This window comes from Nocardia sp. PE-7, from assembly GCF_030486425.1.
Taxonomy (GTDB): Bacteria; Actinomycetota; Actinomycetes; order Mycobacteriales; family Mycobacteriaceae; genus Nocardia; species Nocardia salmonicida_A.
Window position 1 is genome coordinate 2,068,050 of sequence record NZ_CP129614.1, and the last position, 21,488, is coordinate 2,089,537.

25 protein-coding genes are annotated in these 21,488 nt (G+C 62.2%); 12 read left to right on the forward strand and 13 right to left on the reverse strand.

Annotation, left to right across the window (positions count from 1 at the left end; all coding sequences use genetic code 11):
* Position 1: 1 nt before the first annotated feature.
* The 3 genes from QX204_RS09690 to QX204_RS09700 are packed head-to-tail and all read right to left on the reverse strand — an operon-like array spanning position 2 to position 1,337.
* Complete coding sequence (locus QX204_RS09690; RefSeq protein ID WP_301906261.1) at positions 2–613, reverse strand: DUF2637 domain-containing protein; 612 nt, start codon at positions 611–613, stop codon at positions 2–4.
* 2 nt (positions 614–615) lie between these two features.
* Complete coding sequence (locus QX204_RS09695) at positions 616–888, reverse strand: hypothetical protein (protein WP_301906262.1); 273 nt, start codon at positions 886–888, stop codon at positions 616–618.
* Positions 889–893: 5 nt separating this feature from the next.
* Positions 894–1,337, reverse strand: a complete 444-nt coding sequence (locus QX204_RS09700) for a hypothetical protein (protein WP_301906264.1) — start codon at positions 1,335–1,337, stop codon at positions 894–896.
* A gap of 147 nt (positions 1,338–1,484) precedes the next feature.
* Here QX204_RS09700 and QX204_RS09705 point away from each other — a divergent pair, with 147 nt between their 5' ends.
* Together QX204_RS09705 and QX204_RS09710 are read left to right on the forward strand one after the other, a co-directional pair.
* The gene (locus tag QX204_RS09705) at positions 1,485–2,222 is read left to right on the forward strand and encodes an XRE family transcriptional regulator (protein ID WP_301906265.1); all 738 of its coding nucleotides are present in this window, start codon (positions 1,485–1,487) and stop codon (positions 2,220–2,222) included.
* A gap of 4 nt (positions 2,223–2,226) precedes the next feature.
* Positions 2,227–2,709 carry an NUDIX hydrolase gene (locus QX204_RS09710; protein ID WP_301906266.1) on the forward strand — a complete coding sequence of 161 codons (483 nt, stop codon included), beginning with the start codon at positions 2,227–2,229 and terminating at the stop codon, positions 2,707–2,709.
* Here QX204_RS09710 and QX204_RS09715 read toward each other — a convergent pair.
* Positions 2,685–3,134 (reverse strand): HD domain-containing protein, encoded by a 450-nt coding sequence (locus QX204_RS09715; RefSeq protein WP_301906267.1) that lies wholly within the window; start codon positions 3,132–3,134, stop codon positions 2,685–2,687. The two genes, QX204_RS09710 and QX204_RS09715, sit on opposite strands and share 25 nt — an antisense overlap.
* Before the next feature lie 1,170 nt (positions 3,135–4,304).
* On the opposite strand from QX204_RS09715, the gene QX204_RS09720 reads away from it, so the two are divergent.
* Together QX204_RS09720 and QX204_RS09725 are read left to right on the forward strand one after the other, a co-directional pair.
* A complete protein-coding gene (locus QX204_RS09720; protein WP_301906268.1) occupies positions 4,305–4,466 on the forward strand; it encodes a hypothetical protein in 162 nt (53 codons plus the stop codon).
* 674 nt (positions 4,467–5,140) lie between these two features.
* Complete coding sequence (locus QX204_RS09725; protein ID WP_301906269.1) at positions 5,141–5,908, forward strand: TRADD-N-associated membrane domain-containing protein; 768 nt, start codon at positions 5,141–5,143, stop codon at positions 5,906–5,908.
* Between the two features lie 147 nt (positions 5,909–6,055).
* On the opposite strand, the gene QX204_RS09730 is transcribed toward QX204_RS09725, so the two are convergent.
* Entirely contained in the window at positions 6,056–6,199 is a 144-nt protein-coding gene (locus tag QX204_RS09730) for a hypothetical protein (protein ID WP_301906270.1), read from the reverse strand.
* 848 nt (positions 6,200–7,047) lie between these two features.
* Here QX204_RS09730 and QX204_RS09735 point away from each other — a divergent pair.
* The 5 genes from QX204_RS09735 (at position 7,048) to QX204_RS09755 (ending at position 13,407) form a co-directional block, all read left to right on the forward strand.
* Complete coding sequence (locus tag QX204_RS09735) at positions 7,048–7,383, forward strand: hypothetical protein (RefSeq protein WP_301906271.1); 336 nt, start codon at positions 7,048–7,050, stop codon at positions 7,381–7,383.
* A gap of 205 nt (positions 7,384–7,588) precedes the next feature.
* Positions 7,589–9,076, forward strand: a complete 1,488-nt coding sequence (locus QX204_RS09740; RefSeq protein ID WP_301906272.1) for a DUF8370 family protein — start codon at positions 7,589–7,591, stop codon at positions 9,074–9,076.
* Between the two features lie 435 nt (positions 9,077–9,511).
* Positions 9,512–10,549, forward strand: coding sequence for a protein NO VEIN domain-containing protein (locus QX204_RS09745; RefSeq protein ID WP_301906273.1), 1,038 nt, complete (start codon positions 9,512–9,514; stop codon positions 10,547–10,549).
* Positions 10,550–10,551: 2 nt separating this feature from the next.
* Positions 10,552–10,914 carry a nucleotide pyrophosphohydrolase gene (locus QX204_RS09750; protein WP_301906274.1) on the forward strand — a complete coding sequence of 121 codons (363 nt, stop codon included), beginning with the start codon at positions 10,552–10,554 and terminating at the stop codon, positions 10,912–10,914.
* 1,446 nt (positions 10,915–12,360) lie between these two features.
* Positions 12,361–13,407, forward strand: a complete 1,047-nt coding sequence (locus QX204_RS09755) for an LLM class flavin-dependent oxidoreductase (RefSeq protein WP_301906275.1) — start codon at positions 12,361–12,363, stop codon at positions 13,405–13,407.
* Positions 13,408–14,253: 846 nt separating this feature from the next.
* Here QX204_RS09755 and QX204_RS09760 read toward each other — a convergent pair.
* From QX204_RS09760 to QX204_RS09790, 7 genes are all read right to left on the reverse strand, one after another.
* Complete coding sequence (locus QX204_RS09760; protein ID WP_301906276.1) at positions 14,254–15,054, reverse strand: SigB/SigF/SigG family RNA polymerase sigma factor; 801 nt, start codon at positions 15,052–15,054, stop codon at positions 14,254–14,256.
* Between the two features lie 46 nt (positions 15,055–15,100).
* On the reverse strand, positions 15,101–15,301 hold the full coding sequence (locus QX204_RS09765; RefSeq protein WP_301906277.1) for a hypothetical protein: 201 nt from the start codon (positions 15,299–15,301) through the stop codon (positions 15,101–15,103).
* A gap of 310 nt (positions 15,302–15,611) precedes the next feature.
* A complete protein-coding gene (locus QX204_RS09770) occupies positions 15,612–15,797 on the reverse strand; it encodes a hypothetical protein (protein ID WP_301906279.1) in 186 nt (61 codons plus the stop codon).
* Positions 15,798–16,014: 217 nt separating this feature from the next.
* A complete protein-coding gene (locus QX204_RS09775; protein WP_301906280.1) occupies positions 16,015–16,386 on the reverse strand; it encodes a cold-shock protein in 372 nt (123 codons plus the stop codon).
* Complete coding sequence (locus tag QX204_RS09780; protein WP_301906282.1) at positions 16,349–16,564, reverse strand: Rv3202a family protein; 216 nt, start codon at positions 16,562–16,564, stop codon at positions 16,349–16,351. The genes QX204_RS09775 and QX204_RS09780 overlap by 38 nt, the downstream gene beginning before the upstream one ends.
* A 134-nt stretch (positions 16,565–16,698) precedes the next feature.
* Positions 16,699–17,013 (reverse strand): hypothetical protein, encoded by a 315-nt coding sequence (locus QX204_RS09785; RefSeq protein WP_301906283.1) that lies wholly within the window; start codon positions 17,011–17,013, stop codon positions 16,699–16,701.
* 19 nt (positions 17,014–17,032) lie between these two features.
* Entirely contained in the window at positions 17,033–17,455 is a 423-nt protein-coding gene (locus QX204_RS09790; protein ID WP_301907959.1) for an Hsp20/alpha crystallin family protein, read from the reverse strand.
* Between the two features lie 155 nt (positions 17,456–17,610).
* Here QX204_RS09790 and QX204_RS09795 point away from each other — a divergent pair, with 155 nt between their 5' ends.
* Both QX204_RS09795 and QX204_RS09800 read left to right on the forward strand, forming a co-directional pair.
* Entirely contained in the window at positions 17,611–17,940 is a 330-nt protein-coding gene (locus QX204_RS09795) for a MerR family transcriptional regulator (RefSeq protein ID WP_301906284.1), read from the forward strand.
* Positions 17,941–18,283: 343 nt separating this feature from the next.
* Positions 18,284–18,733, forward strand: coding sequence for an STAS domain-containing protein (locus QX204_RS09800; protein ID WP_301906285.1), 450 nt, complete (start codon positions 18,284–18,286; stop codon positions 18,731–18,733).
* A 693-nt stretch (positions 18,734–19,426) separates the two neighbouring features.
* Here the strand turns inward: QX204_RS09800 and QX204_RS09805 are convergent.
* Positions 19,427–19,927, reverse strand: coding sequence for a hemerythrin domain-containing protein (locus QX204_RS09805; RefSeq protein WP_301906286.1), 501 nt, complete (start codon positions 19,925–19,927; stop codon positions 19,427–19,429).
* Positions 19,928–20,200: 273 nt separating this feature from the next.
* Here QX204_RS09805 and QX204_RS09810 point away from each other — a divergent pair, with 273 nt between their 5' ends.
* Positions 20,201–21,397: a zinc-dependent alcohol dehydrogenase gene (locus tag QX204_RS09810; RefSeq protein ID WP_301907960.1), complete on the forward strand. Its 1,197-nt coding sequence runs from the start codon at positions 20,201–20,203 to the stop codon at positions 21,395–21,397.
* Positions 21,398–21,488 lie beyond the last annotated feature (91 nt).

Consider the following 21,488-nt stretch of genomic DNA (forward strand, 5'->3'; position numbering starts at 1 on the left):
GTCAATTACCTCCTGAAGGAACCGCGACCGGAACGGGACGCGGGGGCTGGAAAGGTTGAACCACCCGCACCGGCGGCGGTGTGGTCGGCCGGACCGGCGCCGGGGAAATCGGTGAACTCGTCGGCATCGGAGCCGGAACCGATTCGGGGGCAAAGGTTTCGACCGTTTCGGCTTCGACAGTTGGGCTAGCGGGTTCGGGCTTTGGGGTGTTGCGGGAGCGCAGCAGCACCGCCAGCCCGTGAGTGTCGAGCAGCAACGCGGCGGGAGCGATCACCGCGAGGATGGCGGCCAGAGCGCCGTGACCCGATACGAGCGCGTGAGCGATGTTGCCGCCGATCGAGACCGTGGCCCCGGCAATGAGCACGCGGGTGAAGAAGGTTCGTTCGGGGCTGTCGGCCAGGGCCAGGACCGCGATAGTGGCTTGAATGATGGTGCCGTCGACGATCACCGGGAACAGCCAGGCGAGTTCGTTGGGAGTGTGGGCCCTGATCGCGAGGTCACGCAGAGCCGCGAACGAGAGAACGAACGCGGCCCCACCGATGACAAGGACGATGAGGACGGCGGACCAGCGAGCCCACCGAACACTCTTGGGCTGCTGATCCGCCGTACTCACGGTCACGCCGCCTTGGACTCAGCCGCGGACTTCTCAGCGGCGGCCTGTTCGATCCGAACGTGCTCGGCGGCATCGTGAGCCATGACCAGCGCGGGGAGCTGTTCGGCCAAGAGCCGTACCTCATCGATGCTCAGCGCCAGGCAGTTGCGGCCACGTTCGGACTGAAGCTTGATCCGCACGTACGCACCGATCTTGTAGTCGCCGTGACGCTTAGGCGCGTCGTATTCGACCGTGAATCCGTCGGGTGATTGGACGAAGAACGTCATGGTTGCCATGTCGATCACGCGGCCTTGTCGGCGACGGAGCGGTTGCGGGCACCGGAGTTATCGCCCTCGATGCCACCGGCATAGAACTGGTAGCCCAGGTACTTGAACTCGCCCTGGCCCATCACCTTCGGCTCGGCCATCAGGCCCTCCAGCACGATCTGCCGCATCCCCGGCAGAACCTCCGGCGTCGAGGGAACCGGCGCGTGCTCGGCCAGGAAGATCAGGTCGAAGCTGGCACGCTTGGACTTGGTCTCATCCGGATCGGTGACCGTGGCCCGCCACATCAGCAGCTGAGTGCCCTCGTTGGTCTTGGGGTCGTAGTCGCGTCGCTGCTCAGGCACCGCGTTGCGGTCCGGGTTGTACTTGATTAGCGGCTCGATCTGGCCCTGCAGGATCAGGCCCATCGGGAACGCCTCGGCGTGCGAGACAGGAAAGCGGGTGCCGCGCTTGAAAGCCATGATCTTTTCTCCTCGGTTGTTGGGGGCTTCGGTGGGTGTCGATTCGGTTGGTCTCTGTGCCCCGTGTCACAAGAATCCCGCGACATATGGGGACACAAAAACCCAAGATAAGGGACATTCAGGGACACTTCGCGATACGATGGACGCATGCCGAACGAACGACTCCGCGGAGCGATGGACGCCGCGAACCTCACCAAAAACGGACTGGCCGACAAGCTGGAGATTTCGACCAAGACGGTCGAACGCTGGATCACGCAGGGGCGCTGCCCGCATCCAAGCATGCGATTGAAAGTCGCCAAGGAACTCGACAGGGACGAGACGTATCTTTGGCCAGAACTGTTGGCGGGCAGTCGATCTGCGAACGCCTCGCTGTCAGAACTGGTCCAGATCTGGCCAACTCGTCCCGAGGTTCCACACGAGGTGTGGCGTTCCCTCATGCGTCAAGCAACCGGCCGCATCGACGTGCTCGTCTACGCCGGTGGATTCTTGGTGGAGTCGCTCGACTTCGTGAACGTCGTGAAGAAAAAGGCCGCCGAGGGCGTCGAAATCCGCATCCTGCTGGGCGATCCGGAATGCTGGGAGGTCAAGAAGCGGGCCAAGGAGGAGGGCCTGCGGTCGCTTCCCCAGCGTTGCAAGTCAACCTTCGAGTACCTCGAGGAAACGATGACGTCGCCGAACGTGCAAATCCGCATCCACCAAACACCCCTGTACAACAGCATTTATCGCTTCGGCGATTCGATGCTGGTCAACACCCACAGCTACGGCGCCTACGCAGCGAAGTCACCTGTTCAGCACTTCCAGAAGGTCCGAGGTGGTCGCCTATTCACCTACTACATGGACTCGTTCGAAGCGGTCTGGGAATTGGGAAAGTCCAAGCTAGTGTGAGGCGATGGGACGACGAATCGACTACCACCAGGACCCGAACGCACCCGCAGCTAACAGCGTCCGACCAAGTGCCGGCGCATTCGTCCGCCAGGACGACACGGTGCTCCTGATCCGCCGATCTGACAACGGCAACTGGTCAATGCCCGGAGGCGCTCACGATCCCGGTGAATCCCTCAGCCGGACCGCTGTTCGCGAGACCGACGAAGAGACCGGCGTCGCCGTCGAGTTGACCGGCATTGTCGGAATCTTCACCGACCCCGATCACGTCATTCACTACACCAGCAACGACGAGGTCCGGCAGGAATTCACCGTCATCTACCGGGCAGACGCTGTGGGCGGAGCCCCCACTCCGAGCAGCGAAAGCACGCTTGTCGAATGGGTGCCGATCGACCGCATTCCGTCGCTCAAGATGGACCCCAGCCAGCGGAAACGCCTCGATTGGGCACTTACCCAGAGTGAGCCCTACATCGATCCTGCCGCGCGCTGAACAGCAGCCCGGAGCAGTGGCGCGGAGCGGCTGATCGCCGTGTGGACAATGCTTCCTGCCTCGTATCTGGACAGGATCTCGTCGATACGCTCGTCGACCGTGAACGCCTGACCGGCTGGTCCGGTAGACAGATCTGCCCACCACAAGAAGTCGTCAGCGAGCGCCAGTCCAGCTACGCCTTCGACTTCGAATTCCTCGAAGACCCCCGGGTCGATGTCACGCACATCGGCCTCCACGACGCTGGCCGTGTGGAAGGCGACAAGGTGGCAGACCACCGCTGAATACCCCAGCGATCGCAGCAGTCGTGCGCCGTCGATCGGGTGGAATCCCAAACCGGGCACGGCGTAGCCGACATCGTGGAGATATGCCGCAGTCACTGCGTCGACACGCAGGTGCTCCGGCAATAGCTCCGCAACACTCTCCATGCGGCGACCGACCGCGATCGAATGGGCGCGACGCGAATCAGTAAGTGGCGCTAGAAGTTTCGCCATTTCCTCGTTCACGTTGACCATCCTACGCTTTGGATACGACAAATTATGATTGCTGTGAGGTAACTTTGCCAGTCGGCTAGACACTCTGACAGTTCCCAGACTGTGTAGTGTCAACTACCATCGAAGCCATCACGTGAGTGATGCTGAGCGGGTAGGACGCCGCGGGAACGACATCCTACCCTGGTGGGTTAGCTAGCCAGCCAGACTCGGCGGACCAACATGAGCGCCCCGGCGATCACGGCAGCCCCTGCAAGGACTGTGCCGTAGTCGACCGGGGCCTTTGTTTTGCTCCGGCGATGTTTCGCCATCTCCCACCACCTCCTTTCCCGGCGCGATACGGCTTGGACCAACTGCCGCACCGCCCCTGAGCTGGAGGTGCACCCACCCTACTCGAGCGGGCCGAGGTGGATTGCCAAGAACGGCAACCGATCTGGCCGGGTTCACGGCATCCCAAGAGTCCAACGCCCGTCACTTCGACGGAGTGGTTGCTGAATTCGGCTATATAGAGTCAAGAGCGCCTGCGGCGGCGCATGCGCGCCGCCGCCGCGCTTCGACGCGCAGCGGGCTTGCTCGTACCTCACCGCCCGGCGCGTCGGCACGTCGGCGACGAGCACGCGCATACCGAAGGCGGCTGTTCCTCTACGAGCTCGCTTCTTGAACAACCGTGAAGTGTGGGCGCGACGGGAGCCGTACCCGATCGACCTCCCGCAGTCGTCGACGAATAGGCCGGCTACTTGCCGGGTCGACTGGCTGTGGTCCTGGTCCAAGCGGGCACAGGACGAGTGCTATCCCCAGCGTTCGAGCATGTCCCCGCCCATCTGGTCGCGACCGGTGAACCAGCAGCGGTTGCAGTAGTCGCCGACAGTGTCGATCTGGTCGGGTCCGGCAGTTTTCGCACTGGTGTCGGCAGACGCCGCAGCTACCGCCCTTGTCCGGTCCTTTCCGGGGAGCAGGTCTAACTGACTCGAGGGCTATCACGACTGTGGTGGGTGTCCAGAGCGCCTACGGCGTCACTACGTGATTGCTTTGCAACCCTGGACACCCACCACAGCCGTGATCGAGACGCCCTCAGTTAGACCCGCTCCCCGGAAAGGATCTCCTCAAATGCTCAGCATCAACTACGGCGTCCGCCTCCACCAGTGCGAAAACTGCCTCGAGCCTGCCGACCAGATCGCCACCGACTACGGCGACTACTGCAACCGCTGCTGGTTCACCTACAAGGTCACCGACCCCGAGTTCCGCGACATGCTCGAAAGCTGGGGATAGCACTCGGGCCGGGGGCTTCGGCCCCTGGTTCCCGGTCCGCCGTCAACGAAGCCGGTAGCGGGTCGCCAACGACGTCGACCCCAGGCCCGGCACACCTGCCCGGCGAATTGCCGAACGGAAATCGGTGCCTCACCGCCTGGACGACTGGCACCGAATACACAGGTCAGGGGATTGCGGAGTCACCGTTTGCGCGGTTCCGAGCATCAGTCGTCAGGTAGGGGGCGAGTTGCCGAGCAAAGGAAGCCGCGGTGAGGCGGTGGTATCGCGACCGGTGGCCGCGTGGCCCTGTTCTGGGTTTGCCTGCATTGTGATCCCGCGCCCCTCACACCTCAAGGGCGCATTCGCGTCAGCTTCGCTGATGGACAGGTCCACCCTTGACCTGTGAGCCTCTGCGCGTGAACGGCAGGCCGTATCGGGCAGGCGGTGAGCCAGCCCCGGTATGCGCACCCCAACCCAGAATAGGGCCAGTGGTGGTCACCGAGAACGGGTGATAAGTAGCAGTATCGAGCATTTCGCTTCGGGAACTTTAAGCAGGCTGGGAGGTCTGACCTGGCCTATTGTCGGCCGGTACGAAGACACACACCCGCGCTCGTCGGCGACCGGTTCTACGACGTGATCTGGATGGAGGTTGCGAAAAGGGGGCGATTCCCGTATGGCTGTGCTCAAATCCTCCTATGACGATGGACTCGATCGTGGCGGTCCTCGGGGCCGGCTTCACAGTAGTGGTTGCCGTCGTGGCGGCGTACGCAACCGGGGAGAGGTTTTCCTCGCTGGTCCATGACATTCGCCAATCCATGTCTGCGGAGCGTGAAAGGCTGCAGGAAGAAGAGCCGAGCGTGGACTTCGTCCAGATCTTCCAGGAAGCGCTCGGCGATAACTCGTGGTCGGCCCAGTCCGTGGGCACAAAATCTGTCGAGGTCAGTCAGGAACTGCGACTGGAGTTGGCGGCCGCTGCTGCTGAGGCCGCCGTGCAAGCCGTGAAAGAGCGTCGGGTCGGGATCGAGACAATTGCGCTGGTCAACGAGTATCACGCCCGAAGCCTTTCGCAGTCCCAGATCAGCTTCTACTTCTCTCTCGGTGCCGCGACGGCTGGTTTCGTCTTCATCATCGTCGCGGCAGTGACAGTGGGCTTGGGGGGCAGGGACCAGGTCGGCGTTGCAGTGGTCCAGGGCCTCTGCGGGGTGGTCATCGAGGCAGTAGCCGCCCTCTTCTTCAAGATGTCTAACGAGAGCCGTCAGCTCTTGGTTGACTTCTTCGACAAGCTTCGTGCCGACGAGCAGTCCAAGGGTGCGGTCGAAATCACCCGTGAGATGCCGCTAGACAGTCCGACAAGGGATCGGCTCCTGGCAGCACTTGCTCTGCGATTTGCTGGTGCAGACGAAGCAGTCCTGAAGGCTGTCCTGATCGCATCACCAGAACAACGCCCCTCGGGCTCGGCATAGCGGATGCGGCCCCTAGTCGCTGGCAACGATTTGCTTACCGTCGGCTATTGCACGCACATCGGCATGAGCAGACGTTCGATTGCCCGAAGCCTGCCGCCCGCCTGGCGTCGCCTCCTCTACGCGGGCGGCAGGTCGCCAATCCGCCGGCTACTGATCCTCGGCGTGGTCGACCGCGGCCGGAGTGGCTAGATACCGTGCCCAGATCGCCGCGGTATCGCCGGTCGGTTCCGATCCCAGCGCCGGTTCGTACTGCGGCGCTGGCAGAACTTCTACGTGCTGTGTCTCTGTCATGCCTGGTTAGACGTTGCCGAACGGAAAACGGTTCCATCGAGTTTCGTAGCGACCTGCGGGCGTGGCCGAGGCCGGATCGAAACTGCTGACAGATCGATGGATAAACGAACATATGTGCGAATCGATCCGGCTCTACCTGCGCAACGGGCGCTGGACGGAACCGGCTCCCCGCTACTGCCCGAACGGTCACCGGCTCGGTCCGGGTCAGGTGCTCGTCGGTGCAGTGCCTTGCCTCCGGAGCGGTGGTCTTTCCGGGATTCAATAGCCCGAATCGATTGATTTGAATTCTGTGCTGAAGGTCAGATATTCGACCACTTCTCATGTCGCTAGAATGCGCTCCAAGAAGGCAACCTTGGACGGCGAGGTGGCAAACTCGAATCCTGTCATTCTGGCCCTTATGGTTGAAACGCAGGAAATCCTCCGATCGGTTGGTATGGTTACGCCTCATGCGCTACGTCCCAGAGTTCATAGACAAACGAACTCGCACATTGCCGCCAGATAGTTGTCCACATTGCGAAAGGTCATTTCAAGACATTCCGAAAACTGTTGATCATGTTCCTTCGAAGGTGCTTCTACGAAAACCTTACCCCTCCGAGTTGCCAACTCTATCTACTTGCGAAAAGTGCAACCTAGGATTCTCAAGCGACGAACAGTACCTGTTTGTTTTCCTTGGATGCGTACTTGTGGGCTCAGTAGAACTCGTCGACCAGGTTGACGAACAGGTCCGAAAAGTTCTCGAAAGAAGTCCGGATTTGCAAGCGCGCATTGCTTCGGCGAGAGTGCATACCCTGCCTGAGACTGGCCCTCCGCTCTGGTCTCCGGAAAGACGGCGAATAGAGAATGTTTTCGTGAAGAACTCACGCGGTCACTTGCTGATCGAGCATGGAATTTGGAGGAAGGGAAAGCCTGATTTCGCCTTCTTCACTGCGATTGAGTCGTTAACGAACTCGCGGCGCGCGGAGTTTGAATGCGTCAGTCAAACTTTGCTACCTGAGGTCGGAACTAGGCTATCTGGACGGATCATTCAGGGAACCGATCTGGTCAATGGATGGGTTGTCGTACAAGGCGGAAGCTACCGCTACGTTGTAGATGTCGACGACGATAGTGCCCGAGTCCGCATGGTCGTATCTGAGTACCTTGCTGCCGAGGTGATGTGGTTTCCCGGCGAGTCAGGCGGCCTGTGAGCGGCCAGCAACCGACCCAACCTCCATGCCCGGAGAATTGCGGGACCGCCGCGGGAAGCCGACAGCCCCGGAGCGACGGAACAACCAAGACGTACTGCAGCATGTCAGCAGTCTCCGGCCAGATGTCAAGATCTATGATGGATGAGTAACGGGACGTCCTTCGCAGTCGGCGACGGTCGGAACTCGGCTAAAAAGGGGTGGGGTTGTGAGGTTTTCGGAGCACTTTGGTATTACACGCACGCAGGACGACGATTGGTTCGATCCCCATCTGACTATTGACACGGCTCTCTTTGTGGACCCTCTGCTGGTTCTTGAAGGAGGGCATGAGTGGGCGGCGGGCCATGAGGAGTTGTTGCAACACTTCGAGGAGTGCTACAGACTGATCGCCCGATCGACATCTTCCACTTCGCTGCAAAGTGCCGCAGCGCGTCGATTGCTTACCTTTCCTGAGCCAGCAGAGTTTGGGCTCGGGTACACCGCATCTAGCACTTCCGGTTCAGGATCAAACTCTGCGGTGGCGAACACGCTCGCAGATGGTATTGCAATCGCAATTGCCGCTGGCTTGACCAGTCCGGAACATATCGAAGAAGTGGGAATATTCGTCGAGAGGATCGGCGCCGACCGGATATCTGATGCCGTCTGTAATGTGCTGAAATGTCGGTTTGTGAAATACACTCAAGACGTATGCCGAAGGCACGAGATCGATATGGGGAAACACCGCTTGAGAAACGCTAGAGTTTCCCTGGAGCAGGCTCGATGGATTACCGAAGAGGTCGAATTGCCCACTAATCCGATCACGGGCCGTCCGATTATCCTCGTGCCGGATAGGCTGCTCAATCCATTGCCCATTCTGAATGCTGGCGATTGGTTCGATTCCGACCTGAATTCAGATTTGCGGCTTCAGCTGAACCTAGCCGTAGGGAAGCGTGCAGCCAAGGCTGATATTGTGAGGTTTGCGCGAGAGCATCCGGAGCGGGTTCGGGAGTGGGTTCGCGGGCAGGCTGACCGTTCCGATCTGACCGGCTACGACTTCTCTTCCGATCCGCTCGGCGTTATTACATGGGATCGCGAACCAGTAGAGTTCGCGGCCGATCATCCCATCGAAGGCGTCTCTCCTCCCACCAGCCAGGAGGAGCTCATCGGCCTCATTTCGACAGTGATTGATCGATTTGGGCACTTTATCGAAGAGCAGCGCGGCTGGTCGCTCCTCTGGAAAGAGAACGATAAAGAAAAGCGCGAAGAGGCGGCTCAACTACTTTTTCTGGGTATGGCGCAATCCTATCTTCGGCTTTTTGATGTTGAGCTCGATCGTGAAGTTGAACTGGGAAGGGGGCCCGTGGATTTCAAGATATCATCAGGCTCTAAATTTCGCATGCTTATTGAAGTTAAGAAGGTGCACAACGGCAAATTTTGGAATGGAGTCAAGGATCAGCTTCCCAGCTACCTAGTCTCGGATGACTGTATTGCCGGGTGGTATCTCGCGATCCAGTACAGAACCTCAAAGTCCGGCGACGAGAGAATCGCGGAACTTCCCCGCATTGCGAGAGAGGTGGCGAATTCTTCCGGTAAGCAGATTAGATATTCGATTATCGATGCGAGACCAAAGATATCCGCCTCGAATATTAATGGCGAAGAAGTGTCAAGCATGGACGACGAGACGACACTCGAAGATGAGGAGGAATTCGAGGACTGACTGCGGAAACAGACGTGACGCGGCTTTTCTGTGTCGAGGCCGCATCGTCTGTATGCCCATCTAGAATCAGGGCGAGGCGGGTCCGTTGGAAAGGCTTGCTGCATCGCCAGGCATCCGTAGCGGAATGGTCATGCTCGGAGAGGGCAGCAAGGTACGCTCTTGGTCAATAGGAGGCCGAGGGCGCTCAGCTTCGGCTTCTGGCGGACCCGAACGGGCCATACGCTACGAACGATGCCTCCAACCCTCGCATTGGCGCCGATCGGTGCACCACCGAACGATTCTGTCGGTCTTGGGTTTTCGACTACCAGCTGAACTGGGGAGATCAAGGTCGGCTGTCGTGCGGAGCTAGGAGTCACTCCTGGCTCGGCAAATGAATTGGGTCGCAGCTTCTTTGGGGCCAGCGCGTCGTAAGGAACTTGGAATAGGCTGTGCTGTATGTCTGTCAGAGTGGTTGTCACCTTCGTGCCGAAGAAGCTCACGTCGAACGTTGCGTGGGGTCTCCACGAACAGGTTTGGGGTTTACCAGAGCGGCATGGCAAGAGCATCGGTGCAGACTTCGAGTGGCTTGTGATCTGCTCTGAGGTGAATGGATTACCGCATGGTCCGAGGGCGCTGGCCGACCTGTGGAGGGAACGCGCCTTCGTAACGTTGAACATCGCACGTCGCGACTCGGGTGTCGTCACGGAGGGGTTGAAACCGTTGTGGCCGGACGAGGTGGACGCCGGCGAGGTGCGCTACACCCACCGGTTCGCGATCTCGTCCTACGCCGAGGTCGTGCAGATCAGGGCGGCAGAGTTGCCTGAGGATCTGCTCCAAGCGGTCAGCGTTGCGCACGCCAAGCCCCGGCATCTGGAGTTGACCGATGATGAGTTTGTCCGTCTCCTCGAGCGCGGTGGCTGGGAAGGTAGCGAACTGTCCTCGGTCCCGCTGGGACCAGACTCGATACCTTCAGTCCCGCAACGCGGTGGCGGAGGGCAGGGCTATATCAATGATCCGCGAAAGCGGAAGGCCGTCGAGCTGTACGCCGAAGATATGGCGATCCACTACCTGGAGACGGTGGAGGGCTGGACCGACGCCGTTCGCGTGGGGAAGCCTTACGACGTGAGGTTCACCCGTGACGGAGCCGAGAAGCGTGTCGAGGTAAAAGGCACGACTGGTGCTGGGTCGTCCGTCTTTCTGACGACCAATGAAGTTGATCATGCGCGCGCAAATGATTCCGCCCAACCGATCGACTTGGTGGTCGTTTCAGGAATCCAGCTCACCCCCTCAGACGACGGGGGCTACATCGCAAGCGGCGGTCGGCTCGCCCACTACCGGGACTACATCCCGGCTGACGAAGAGCTCCGGCCGACGCAGTTCGAGGCTGCTCTCACCATGGCTCCTTCCAGCGTCATGGACGTCGCTTCGGTTGGCAGTGCCGGCGGCAAGCTCACTCCCAGTGGGGAACTGATCAGTCGAACTGCTAGAACGTAGCCATGTCAATCGACAGGCTGCAGCGCATGGTCGCGGACTTCGCCGCGGAGCGGGAGTGGGAGCGTTTCCATACTCCAAAGAACCTGGTCATGGCCCTTATGGGTGAAGCGGGTGAGCTGTCCGAACTGTTCCAGTGGCTCACACCAGAGGAGAGCGCGGCAGTCGGAACGGATCCGACGCTACGCGGCCGCGTGGAGGACGAGGTCGCTGATGTGTTCATCTATCTGCTGCGGTTGGCGGATGTACTAGATATCGACCTCGTCGGAGCCGTCGAAAGAAAGATGCAGAAGAACGCTTCGCGCTACCGGGTCGAATTGGCGCGTGGCGTCGCGACTAAGTACACCGAGTTCGGCAACAACGCTTGACCTGGACGACTGCGTCATTGCACGTAATTCGCCACGTAGTCGACGGGGCTGCAGCGGGACCAGAACGGGACCACACGCTACGAACGATGCCGAACAACCCCCATGTCAGCGCCGATCGGTGCACCAGTGAAAGATGCTTCTGACCAGGAGTTTTCGCCCACCGGCTGAACTGGGGGTCAAGTGGTCGCAGGTTCAAATCCTGTCAGCCCGACAGTGAAAACCCCCTCTGACCTGGGTCGGAGGGGGTTTCGCATTTTCGGAGATTTGACGTTTTTTGGCCAATTCCCACAGAAACCCCACGTTTTTGAACTTCGCGGCCTGACGAGAACCCGCGAGTAGCCTGTCTCGCGCAGCCTGTCGGCGAGTTCAGCGGATCACCTTTCCGCCCCTCAGACCCAGGGCTTGTCGGTCTGAAACCGACGCTGCGTGCGCCCCGTCGGGGCGGGCGCAGCTCGCATGATCGAGCTGCTGACTCGACTAAGGTCGAGCGTGCCCCGCGATGTGGCGGCGGCGTGTGGGTGCACGGGGAAGGTTTCGCTTCGACCGGCTGGTCCAGTCGAGGCGAACCGCGCAGTCTGGAACGCGCAGTCAGGTTCAGTAGATCCGGACCGGCCAGCGTCTGAGTGCTGCCGAAAGTTTGCTCAGCCTGCTGCGCCGGTCTCACAGCACGCCGTAGTCGAGGAAACCGCGATACATGATCTGCAGCTCCTGAAGCGCTGCCCCCGCCTATAGGGCGGACCGTCGGTCCGTCTCACTGCAGCGGGTCGGCGCGGGAACACCGGGATCTTCGGCTTGATCGACCTACTGTCCGATACTCAGCTGCGGCCGTGCCAAGTATCGCCGCCGTCGCGATCAAGGCGGCCGACTCGCCCTGGTACTTCTGACCCCTGGCGCGGGTTCCAGTTGTCCAGAACCTACGCATCAGTGCCCAATAGTGCTCAGCACCAGCTGCTTTCGCGAGAAGACTGTTCTCAACGATTCCCATGGATTCGCGTTGATTCCGGTCAAAGTGTGGGGTTTCTGTGGGGCGCTTCCCACCGTCACCACGCGCGACCTCCAGAAGAGGCCGACGCCGGAGACCCCGCCCTCTCGTTGGGTTGGTGACTGATTGGGAGCACCGAGAATGGCCGCCAGATGGAAGCCGTCGAGGGTGCGGAGTCGGATGGTGGGACGGAAGGCACCTAACAAGCACCCGGCGAGCTCGGGGCCTTCGGCGTTACGCGGGTAGGGGGCGGACAGAGAGATCGGCAAATCGATCCATACGCTGCGCGCCGACCGGCGGCCTGACCACCGATAATCCTCCTTACCGGCGGCCAGAACCCAACGTCGAGCAGGCCACACTGTGACCTCATCGTGCAACAGGCGCCCTTCAGGCTTGTATGAACAACGTTAGGACCGGCTGGGACCTCGGTTCGAAGCGATCGAGGAATAGACACCCAGGTTCGAATGGTTGACACGGACAATATCTACGTCGTCAACCGTCAACGTGAGGAAGCCGCGACATTGTCCGTGCCACTGAGCATTCTTGATCTGGTCGCCATCCCCGAAGGCTCAACGGCCCGCGACGGGATCACCGCTTCGATGGAGGCCGCTCGGGAAGCAGACCGGCTCGGCTACCACCGGCTCTGGTTCGCCGAGCATCACAATACTGCCGGCCTCGCCGCCAGCGCCACGTCGTTGCTGATCGCTGCGGCTGCCTCGGTGACCGAACGGATCCGCGTGGGATCCGGCGGTGTGATGCTGCCCAACCATGCACCGCTGATGGTTGCCGAGCAGTACGGGACTCTCGCCAATATGTACGGCGATCGAATCGATCTGGGTCTCGGCCGTGCCCCGGGTACCGACATGATGACCGCTCGCGCCCTGAGCCGGTCATCCGGCGAACCGCAGGCTTTCGCGGAGAACATCTTCGATCTGCAGGGCTGGTTCAGCGCAGACGGAACAGCCCGGACCGCCCCGATCGTCTCAGCTGTGTCCGCAGGAACCGAGGTCCCCATCTGGGTCCTGGGGTCCACGGTCAACGGAGCCTCCATCGCCGGCCAGCTCGGCTTGCCGTTCGCCCTCGCCTCGCACTTTGCGCCCGATCAGCTGGACGAGGCCGCCGAAGTCTACCGGGACACGTTTTCCAGTTCCGCCCCCACCGCGCAGATCGCCGAGCCGTACCTGATGGCGGGTATCAACGTCATGGTGGCACCGACGAACGAGGAGGCCGAGCGAGAGTTCACGACACTGGAGCAGATGTTCCTCGATGTCCAGAGCGGCCGTCGACGCAAGCTCCAGCCGCCCGTCGACCCCGACCAGCTTGCTGCCCAGGGCGGTCGTGATCACGCGATGCTGCGTATCAAGGCAGTCGGCGCGCCGCAGACGGTCGTTCGGGAGCTGGAAGAGTTCGTCGAGCGCACCGGCGCGGACGAACTCATCACCGTCACCTACGCCTACGACCCCGCAGTGCGGCAGCGCTCCCTGAATCTGCTTGCTGATAGTTGGTTCTGAGCCGCCAGGTCGTGCCCCTGCCAGCTGCGCCTATCACGGCTTCGAGGTCGCGCTGGCCGGTTGCGGTCGGCGAGCGCGCGGCTTGCGTCGCGAAGGTAAGCCCGCAGCCGCGGGATGGTCCTCGGACTGATGACCCCCAGTTCGCCGAGCAGTCGGCGCCGCACCTGCGGGCTTCGTTTCAGATTTGATGACTACGAGGGCGCCGGGTCTACGGCGTCGATCTGCCACCCTCATCGACGAGGATCCGAAACGTCTGCACGCCGATGCCGGGCAGTCCCTCGAGGAAACTCGTGATCGTGGGCCGGTCCCACTCGCCTGCAGAAACAGCCGGGCGTGGGACAGGCTGCTCGTCCGGAACCCCCCGGGAAGCCGTTCCGCCAAGGCGATTTGGGCGGCCAGCAGACCCAGCTGCAGCCGGAACTGCGGATCGTTGAGATACTGTTCGCCCGCGTCGACCAGATGACAAACCGGCTCACGAGCGATAGTCAAGGCGTCGAGATCCCCCGATACATGCCGACAGGCTAACGGGTCATCGTGGTGGTGCTCGCGGACGGACGTCAGGAGCACGAGCAGAAAAGAGTCACCCCCATCGGCTTTCCTAGCGAAGTCGATCCACCATGCGCCCGATCACAACAACTCCTATCCACGGCGATCACCGACGGCATGCTCGGGCGCTGACCGCCCCCGACCAGCGCCCGAGCCTTGCCTTCTTCCGAAGGGCCGTCGCGGATTGTGAGCGCTACGGAAACTGGTCCTTCACCTAGGACTTCGACGGCCAGACCTCAACGGATGGCCCTGCGGTCCGGCGCCCGTGACGAGGCAATTCTCACCCGGCAGGGCTGCGGTTCAAGCCGCGAGCACTGGTTGATCGTCGGTGGTCTGGGCACGCAGATCACCGAGCAGTCTGGTGAGTTTGCGTGACACGCCCATCTGGGAGATACCGAGGCGTTGGGCGATCTCGCCCTGGGTGAGGGTGTCGTAGAACCGCCAGATCAGCAGCTGCTGATCGTCGGTCGACAACTGTGCCAACAAGGGTGCGACGGTGATTGTGTCTTCGGCCAGTTGGAAGCGGGGATCTTCGTCGCCGAAGGTCTCGGCGATAGTCATGCTCGCATCGCCGTCGGTCTCCCGCGCGGGGGTGTCGAGGCTGCGCGTCTGAAACGCGTTGGCCGCCACCAGAGTGCGGGCGATATCGGTGACCGCAACATCGAGTTCGGTCGCGAGTTCTTGAGCGGTAGGGGAGCGGTGGAGTCGACGGGTCAACTCGTCGGTCATCACCCTGACTTTGCCCTGCAGCTCTTTCTCGCGACGCGGCACATGCAACGGCCAGATGTGGTCGCGGAAGTGCCTGCGTACTTCACCCATGACGGTAGGGACCGCGAAACCCAGAAACGGTGATCCGGTGCTCACGTCGTAGCGGTCGACCGCCATGACCACGCCCAGGCGCGCGGTCTGGACCAGATCGTCGAACGCTTCGCCGCGGCCGGCGTACTTGCGGGCGATGTTCTCGGCGAGCGGCAGGCAGATCTCGATGATCTGATCGCGCAAGGCGTCGTGTTCGGGGCTGTGCGGGTCGGTCAACGCCAGGTGCACAAACAGGGGTTCGGCGTTTTCATAGGTAGGGAGGGCGGTGGCGGTGATGGGCATGGGAGATCAGCTCCTGGCGTTCGTAAAGCTCAACGGGGGAGGTGACTTAAAGGCCGTCGAGACCCAGCATTTTGGAGGACATCGTCATCGCCACACCCAGGCTGAGGGCACCGGCGAAGGCAACGGTCAGCGACCCGGTCAAGGCGGTCAGACCCAGCAGAAAGAACACACAGGTGACCAACACGAGGGTGGTGCTGGTCAGATCCATGCTCGGCGTACTCGGAACCCGATTACGTGAGTTGGTCATGAGAGAAGAGTTCACCGTCGAGCAGGCGAATAAACCGGAACCGGTCGCCGATGTTGGATAGGCGGCAGTTTCGGACTTCGGGATTGAGACACCCTTCCCGTGGGAAGGCATCGGTTCACATCCGACCCGAGACAGTGGCCTACTACCCCATTTCGAGAGCGTGAAGATGGACCGGTGCGAAGAGCCAAAACCGCGTGGATAACGCGTTTACCAGCGCGATTAGGCCAGCCCGGTCAGGGCCGGGGCGCCGCGCCGAGCGTCCACAGGCGGTCGTTTGCGAAGGGCCAGCGAGCTCTCGTTGGAGCAGGGGTCAGGCTGTTCGCTGTGATGGCCGCAGGGACGTAGCGGCGGGAATGACTGGTGCGGGCTGGTGGGCCGGACTACGGCGGTGGCGCAGTTCCCACCAGTAGCTCAGCGCGACTGCGCTCCAGGCCGCTGTGGCCACGGCGCACGACAGCCCGGTCACGCCCACGATGACGGCAAGTGCGGTGCTCATGCCCGCCTCCGGCACGAGGACGGTGTGGCCACGTGGTGCGGGTCTTCACCGGGGGTCTTGCGGGTCCGCGGTGGGACACCATCCATGATTTCGGTCCACCAGGCATCGAGGGGGCTGGGCTCGGGCCAGCGAACAGCGACAGTGTCAACGGAGTCCACGGTGGTGGCGGTGTGATGAGACATGAGGTGCTCCTGGCAGGACATGGCCGGGGTTTGGTTCAGGCGGCGTGGCGGCGGCATCGGATCCGCGACCGCGGTCGGCCGGCTGCTTCTGCGGCGGGGGTGGTCTGGTCGTAGGTCAGTACCCGGATGGCTTCGGGGCCACGGCCGGTGTCGGTGGTGGTGAACACGACCCGCTGGCCGGGGTACAGGGTTTTGTAGCCGGGGGTTTCGATGGCGGTGTAGTCGCAGAACACCGGCTGGCCGGCGTCGTCGGGGTGCAGGAACCCGAAACCCTTCTGTGTGTCGAACCAGTCGACCCGCCCCGGTATCCATGTCGGGGCCGGGTCACCACGATGGACCGGGTCGGGGGTGGAGTCGGTGGTGAGCGGGTCAGTAGGCCAGCAGTGCGGGGTCGTCATCGTCGGCATAGGGGGTGCTCCATGCTTGCTCGAAACGGTCGGCTGGGTCAGCGGAGCCGAGTCCGGCCGGGCCGGGTGTATCTGGCTGCACGGCGTCGAAGTCCGGGCCCAGGTCGCGGTCGGCGTCGTCGGCGAAGGTGTCCTGCTCGACGCGGTCGGCCTCGGATGCGGTCGGTAACACGGTCATGGCGGTCCTCCTCGAAACAGGCTGGTATGGGATGGAATCGGTGGCCGGGCAGCTGCCCGGCCACCGGGACCGAAGGAAAAACTTGTTGTTCAGCTCATTGGAAGAGTCGATGTCAGGAATCTGTCGATTACGCATCACCTCGCTTCGGAACCTGTGATCGGAACAGGGGTAGCGCAGCCGCGCGGTCGCCACGGAGGGCTGCGCTGAGTCGGTGCCCACCACAGCGCCATCGGCCGGGTGGGCAGCGGGTAAGCCCGCGTTCGCCGTTGTGCCCGGTACCGGTCGGGCTTGTCACCGTCGGGGCGGGCAGGCGGTCGTGGTGGTGGGGTGATCCCGGCGAAGACGGCCTCGATCTCGGCGATCAGGTCGGCGTAGTCGGGATCCAGCGCCACCAGCTCGGCGTCGTCGCACCAGCGACCGGGCGTGGTGTCGGTGATCGAGGCAGGCATCGTCGACCTCCCGCCGCACTCAGGCGTTGATGGCTTGGCGTTGTTCGTCGTGGCGGGCGATGTCGATCTTGCGGGGCTTGGCCTTCTCTGCCACCGGGATGACCAGCCGCAGCACCCCGTCGCGGTAGTCGGCGCGGATGGCATCGGTGTCGAGGTTCTCACCCAAAAACAGCTGCCGACTGAACACACCACGGGTGCGCTCGGCCGCGATCATCGACCTACTCGAGTCCAGCTCCGGTCGCGACGCGCGCACGGTCACCACGTTGCGCTCGACATCCAAATCCAGCGACTTCGCGTCGATGCCCGGAAGGTCGAGTTCGACGAAGAACTCGTCACCATCGCGCCAGGCATCCATCGGCATCGCCGCCGGCCGGGCCGGTGTTCCGAACATCTGCTGGGTCAGACGATCCAGATCCCGGATCGGATCGGAACGCATCAGCATGGTCGCCACCTCCAAATTCTCCCATCTCGGTAGATCCTCGGCCAGATAACTTGTGTCATCTGACATAGATATTATTTAGCACTCGAACAAGGAGAGCGCAAGTGGCTGCTATCAGATAATCTGGATGCAGCCACAGAATGCGAGGTGAGGAACAGTTGGATCCACAACACGAGCCCCAGCCGGCGGCCGGGCGGGGGGTGTATGCGATCTCGGTGGCCGCGGAGCTGGCCGGGATCGGCGTTCAGACCTTGCGCCTGTATGAGCAACACGGCCTGCTCACGCCCGTTCGCAGTGCCGGAGGCACTCGTCGCTACAGCGGCGCCGACCTCACCCGCCTGGCTCGCATCAGCGCCCTCACCGGCGAGGGTGTCAACCTGGCCGCGGTGGCTCGCATCCTCGAACTCGAAGACACCGTCGCACGGCTGCGCGAACAACTCCGCACCGCCCAGCAGACACCGCATCCATCAACTGCCGAGCGGGCCTGACAGGCCGTCTCAGGGCACAACCGAAAGCATGGGTACACCACCAGCGCGGTCGGCGACCGGCTCGCCGATTCGGGTGGTCCATGGGTCGGCAAAATCGACTCCCGGGCCCGGATCTGCGAGGCCGCCACGGGGAATCGAGATCGCGACCTCGCCGTCCCTGCTGGTGTTCGGCACATGGTCGTTGTCGAACGGGTCAGTGCTCGGCGATGGCACCGACTGTGTCACGGAGGTGGCGGAAACCGCGGTGCCGTGGTGAGATGGGTTATCGGCTGGTGTTGAACTGCCAGGATCGGCTGTGCAATACCGAAGCGTGCTGATGCTTCGAAGATGCCGAGGGCTCTCCATGAAGCCTCCCCATCCCCGCGGTGACCTGTTTCCTCCCGTCGCCGGTGAACCCGTAGACCTCTGCGAACGACTACACGCCGACCTAGACTTGCGCGCCGACGTCGCGATACTGCACGTCTACGGCGAAGCCGACGCTTACACCCAGCCTCGATGGCGCCGCATACTCGATATCGCCATCACCGAAGCCGTCGGCAGCGGCCACCTCGTCGTCGACCTGAGCTCGACCCAGTTCATCGGATGCCGACCGATCCTGGACCTGGCCGACCGCGCCCAGCAGGGTCTGACCCGCGGGGTACAGGTCAGCGTGTTCAACCCGTTCCCCAACGTCGTCGACCGCGTCGTCACGGTCGCGGGGCTGGCCGAGTGGCTATCCGTTCACACCACGCTGGACCAAGCTCTGTCCGCCGCGCCCGCCCGCGTGGTCGTGTCGGTGCCCGGTTCGCGTTGACGCTCCTCGAACGTGCCGCTGAATCCTGCAGGAATTCAACGCATTCGAGGTAGTAGCTCATGTATCACGATCTCGACCCCCGTCTCAGTCAACCCCAGGAAATGGACACTTCACCGGTGCGCTGGCCCGACCCGAGCCCGCTGCAAGCCTGGTGGAACGACATCATGGCCGGCGCGCTCCCCGAACGGCCGATTTAGATCTCCGGGCAGCGGGCACGGCGGTCGCGCACGGCCTGAACACGCCCGCCGAATAGGGAAAGGACCGTAACCGCAGGTGGGCCGGGGTTAGCCTGATCTTGCGGGTCTGGTGGTACCAGCACCGATGCTGGCCGAACCCGGACAACCCCGCGGCCGCCAGGCGGCTGGTACTTCAGAGATGAAGTGGGACGTGCGCGCGATCGCCCGCTGTGCATCCGATGGTGTCGGACTGTGGAGCCGGAACCTGCGCGAGATCACCGACTCCTACCCCCAAGATCGTCGACGCGCTGGCCGAGATCACCGACGGACTGGAAAACGCCTGTTCACTTCTTCGATCTGACGTGACCGGTCCGGCGGCGCAGTCGATTCAGCGGAGCGCTTTACCGAGCGGCGCGGACAGTGCTGCGGTGTCTCCTACACAAGGGCGGGGTTCGCTGAGGTGATGACGCTCTGTGTGCGAGCGGGGTCGTCGAGATCGATGCGCAGCGATCATCTCTCAGGCGGTCATCGCGTGTACGGCCTTCTTCAGTGCTCCGGGCTGGTCAGGTGAAGTCGGCGCTTTCTTCCGCAACTCGATCATCCGGGCACCGATTTCCTGAAGTTGCTTGCGCCCCAGCTCTTCTCGAACCTTCGGGAACCATTCCTCTTCTTCCTCGTCGATATGATGGTCGACGTTTTCGATCAGAACGGTGGCCTTGGCGGTGAAACGCTCATCGTGGGGCTTCATCGCCGCCAGTTCCATCACCAGCACATCGGCGACGTGGTGTTCTTCATACGATTCGAGGATGTCGTCTTCGAGATCGGGAAGAAGTTTACGAACCTCCGGATACATGCACTCGTTCTCGAGGTAGGTGTGCACGGTCAGCGCTTTGATGATCTTCTTCACGAGATGCCCCTTGGTGGCGTATGCGTCATCACCCGCCTTTTCGAAGTCTCGGAACAGTTTCCGGATCGCCTTGTGATCCTCGCGCAAAATAACAATTGCATCAGTGGACATCGATACTCCCTCGAGGTGTAAGAACTATGGCTGCTGTGCTCAACGCGGCACCGTTGAGCTGCTCGTCTCGATCGCCGACCCGAGCGGCACGTCGGCCAGGCTCGTTCTTCGACACCCGGCAACTGGCTGATATTCCCCGCATACCCCACCGGACATCACTCAATCCGGGGGGACGGGGTCGCGGATCCGGATTGGTCCTGTGGAGACCGGGTAGGCGCCACCTATGGAACCGAGCGGACATCGAGCGTGCGTAGACGACTATGAGAGGCAATGATGAAGGCCGTCACTTGGCAAGGCAAACGTAAAGTCGCCGTGGACACGGTGCCCGATCCTGAGATCGAGGCCCCCACCGACGCCATCATCAGGGTCACCTCTACCGCGATTTGCGGCTCGGATCTACATCTGTACGAGGTACTCGGCGCCTACATGAGCGAAGGCGACATACTCGGGCACGAACCGATCGGCATCGTCGAAGAAGTCGGGTCGGCGATCACCGACCTCGCTGTCGGCGATCGCATCGTGGTTCCGTTCCAGATCAGTTGCGGTCACTGTTTTATGTGCGACCACGGTCTGATGACCCAGTGTGAGACAACGCAAGTGCGCGAACAAGGCAGCGGTGCGGCATTGTTCGGCTACTCCAAGCTCTACGGTCAGGTTCCGGGCGGTCAGGCGGAGTATTTGCGAGTACCGCACGCGGACTTCACCCACATCAAAGTGCCCTCGGGGCCGGACGACACCCGATTTCTCTACCTGTCCGACGTGCTGCCCACCGCATGGCAGGCAGTCGAATACGCCCAGGTGCCCGAGGGCGGCTCGCTCACCGTGCTGGGTCTGGGCCCGATCGGCGATATGGCCTGCCGGATCGCCGCCCAGCGCGGCCTGAAGATCTTCGGGGTCGACCGAGTGCCCGAACGGCTCGCTCGCGCAGCACGATTCGGAGTCGAGACCATCGACTTGGATGCCTCCGACGGCAAGGTCGCCGACATCATCCGCGACGCCACCGATGGGCGCGGCACTGATGCGGTGATCGACGCGGTCGGTATGGAAGCCCACGGCTCCCCGGTCGCGGCCACCGCGCAATGGTCGGCCTCGCTCCTGCCGGACGCGGTGGCCGAAAAGCTGATGAACGCCGCGGGCGTGGACCGCTTGGCGGCGCTCCAGCTGGCTATCGACATCGTCCGGCGGGGCGGCACGATATCAGTGGTCGGCGTCTATGGCGGCATGCTCGATCCACTACCGATGCGAGTCCTGTTCGACAAGCAGATCCAGCTCCGTATGGGGCAGGCCAACGTCAAGCGATGGGCCGAAGACATCATGGCGCTGCTGGGCGACAACGACCCGCTCGGCGTGGAAAGCTTTGCCACCCACCGGCTTCCGCTCGCATCCGCGCCCGAGGCGTATGAGATGTTTCAGCACAAGACCGACGGGGCCGTCAAAATAGTCCTCGACCCCACCGCTCAGCTGAGCTGAGCTGAGGAGTTTTTGTCGCCATACGCCGGTGTCGTCACCTCGCGGTCGTTGACCGGCTGCGGACAAGATCTGGGTGCGACGCGAGCTGAGG

Coding starts and splice junctions, on each gene's coding strand:
- QX204_RS09720 (WP_301906268.1), top strand. CDS start 4,305: ATGCTCAGCATCAACTACGGCGTCCGCCTCCACCAGTGCGAAAACTGC.
- QX204_RS09770 (WP_301906279.1), bottom strand. CDS start 15,797: ATGAGCACCGCACTTGCCGTCATCGTGGGCGTGACCGGGCTGTCGTGC.
- QX204_RS09710 (WP_301906266.1), top strand. CDS start 2,227: ATGGGACGACGAATCGACTACCACCAGGACCCGAACGCACCCGCAGCT.
- QX204_RS09760 (WP_301906276.1), bottom strand. CDS start 15,054: ATGCCCATCACCGCCACCGCCCTCCCTACCTATGAAAACGCCGAACCC.
- QX204_RS09780 (WP_301906282.1), bottom strand. CDS start 16,564: ATGACCGTGTTACCGACCGCATCCGAGGCCGACCGCGTCGAGCAGGAC.
- QX204_RS09750 (WP_301906274.1), top strand. CDS start 10,552: ATGTCAATCGACAGGCTGCAGCGCATGGTCGCGGACTTCGCCGCGGAG.
- QX204_RS09805 (WP_301906286.1), bottom strand. CDS start 19,927: ATGTCCACTGATGCAATTGTTATTTTGCGCGAGGATCACAAGGCGATC.
- QX204_RS09715 (WP_301906267.1), bottom strand. CDS start 3,134: ATGGAGAGTGTTGCGGAGCTATTGCCGGAGCACCTGCGTGTCGACGCA.
- QX204_RS09765 (WP_301906277.1), bottom strand. CDS start 15,301: ATGACCAACTCACGTAATCGGGTTCCGAGTACGCCGAGCATGGATCTG.
- QX204_RS09810 (WP_301907960.1), top strand. CDS start 20,201: ATGAAGGCCGTCACTTGGCAAGGCAAACGTAAAGTCGCCGTGGACACG.
- QX204_RS09700 (WP_301906264.1), bottom strand. CDS start 1,337: ATGGCTTTCAAGCGCGGCACCCGCTTTCCTGTCTCGCACGCCGAGGCG.
- QX204_RS09725 (WP_301906269.1), top strand. CDS start 5,141: ATGACGATGGACTCGATCGTGGCGGTCCTCGGGGCCGGCTTCACAGTA.
- QX204_RS09790 (WP_301907959.1), bottom strand. CDS start 17,455: ATGCTGATGCGTTCCGATCCGATCCGGGATCTGGATCGTCTGACCCAG.
- QX204_RS09775 (WP_301906280.1), bottom strand. CDS start 16,386: ATGCCGACGATGACGACCCCGCACTGCTGGCCTACTGACCCGCTCACC.
- QX204_RS09785 (WP_301906283.1), bottom strand. CDS start 17,013: ATGCCTGCCTCGATCACCGACACCACGCCCGGTCGCTGGTGCGACGAC.
- QX204_RS09800 (WP_301906285.1), top strand. CDS start 18,284: ATGAAGCCTCCCCATCCCCGCGGTGACCTGTTTCCTCCCGTCGCCGGT.
- QX204_RS09695 (WP_301906262.1), bottom strand. CDS start 888: ATGGCAACCATGACGTTCTTCGTCCAATCACCCGACGGATTCACGGTC.
- QX204_RS09705 (WP_301906265.1), top strand. CDS start 1,485: ATGCCGAACGAACGACTCCGCGGAGCGATGGACGCCGCGAACCTCACC.
- QX204_RS09730 (WP_301906270.1), bottom strand. CDS start 6,199: ATGACAGAGACACAGCACGTAGAAGTTCTGCCAGCGCCGCAGTACGAA.
- QX204_RS09745 (WP_301906273.1), top strand. CDS start 9,512: ATGTCTGTCAGAGTGGTTGTCACCTTCGTGCCGAAGAAGCTCACGTCG.
- QX204_RS09755 (WP_301906275.1), top strand. CDS start 12,361: ATGGTTGACACGGACAATATCTACGTCGTCAACCGTCAACGTGAGGAA.